Source organism: Scandinavium sp. UTDF21-P1B, assembly GCF_040750395.1.
GTDB lineage: Bacteria > Pseudomonadota > Gammaproteobacteria > Enterobacterales > Enterobacteriaceae > Scandinavium.
This window is the reverse complement of record NZ_JBFLVD010000049.1, coordinates 1-1,207: the sequence shown is the minus strand read 5'-3', so window position 1 is coordinate 1,207 and position 1,207 is coordinate 1. Positions and strand designations below refer to the sequence as shown.

Below are 1,207 nucleotides of genomic sequence, written 5' to 3'. Positions count from 1 at the left end.
TGCCAGCACACCTGTTTTAGTTCCACGCACTTTTTGAGACTTCCGGGGTTTCAGCCATCAGCCGGTATTCTTCCGGCGTCAGATTATTCAGAGATTCATGAGGTCGCTCGCTGTTATATTCGGCCAGCCAGCGCTCCGTGATTTCCCGTGCTTCATTCAGTGTCCTGAACAAATAAAAATCCAGGACTTCTGTCCGGTACGTCCGGTTAAAGCGCTCGATAAACGCGTTCTGTGTCGGTTTACCCGGCTTGATAAATTCCAGCATTACCCCATGTTCTTCGGCCCACTGCGCCAGCGCTACTGAGATCAGTTCCGGGCCATTATCCATCCGCATCTTCAGCGGATAACCCCGGTTTGCTGCGATCCTGTCCAGCACTCTCACAACACGTTGGGCCGGGATATTCAGGTCAATTTCTATCGCCAGTGCTTCACGGTTAAAGTCATCCACCACATTGAAGGTCCTGAAGCGTCTGCCACAGAGCAACGCATCATGCATAAAATCGATGGACCAGCTCTGGTTTAGCGCTTCCGGCGTCGCCAGTGGCGCGGGGTTGCGTACCGGCAGACGCTGCTTTCCCCTGCGACGAAAATTCAGTTTCAGCAGACAGTAAATCCGGTGCACGCGCTTGTGGTTCCAGGTGTTGCCCTGCCTGCGTAGCAGCTGGAACAGCTTCTTAAAACCGTATCGTGGATAGCGCTCCGCCAGCTCGGTCAACGCGTGGATCACCGGTTCATCACGCCGGGTGTCGGGCTGGTAAAAGTACACCGTCCTGCTCAGCGATAACATCCTGCATGCCTGGCGAGTGCTCATCGTAAATTGTGAGGTCAGATAACCGACGAGCTCCCGCTTTATCGCTGGTTTTAAAGCTTTTTTTCAATGACGTCTTTCAGCGCCCGGCATTCCAGACTGAGATCGGCAAACATCTGTTTGAGTCGGCGGTTTTCGTCCTCGAGATCTTTCATCTTTTTGATATCAGAGGCTTCCATACCGCCGTACTTTGCTTTCCAGTTGTAATACGAGGCCTCCGATATTCCCGCTTCGCGGCAGACATCTTTGACGGTGCGTCCGGCTTCAACAGACTTCAGAACGGTGATGATCTGGTGCTCGGTGAATCGGGCTTTGCGCATGACGATCTCCTCAGAGTACATAAACAGTATGTCGGAAGATCTCTAAAAGTGAATGGTTCGTTTTGCAGGGATGCTTACA

At 52.4% G+C, this 1,207-nt stretch carries 1 protein-coding gene; it reads right to left on the bottom strand.

The annotated features are described in order from the left end of the window. Positions 1-16 precede the first annotated feature (16 nt). Positions 17-1,128, bottom strand: a protein-coding gene (locus AB1287_RS22310; protein ID WP_436799860.1) for an IS3 family transposase whose coding sequence is annotated in 2 segments (ribosomal slippage) — positions 17-867 and positions 867-1,128 — 1,113 coding nt in all. Because the reading frame shifts where the segments join, the coding sequence is not laid out codon by codon here. Positions 1,129-1,207: the final 79 nt, after the last annotated feature.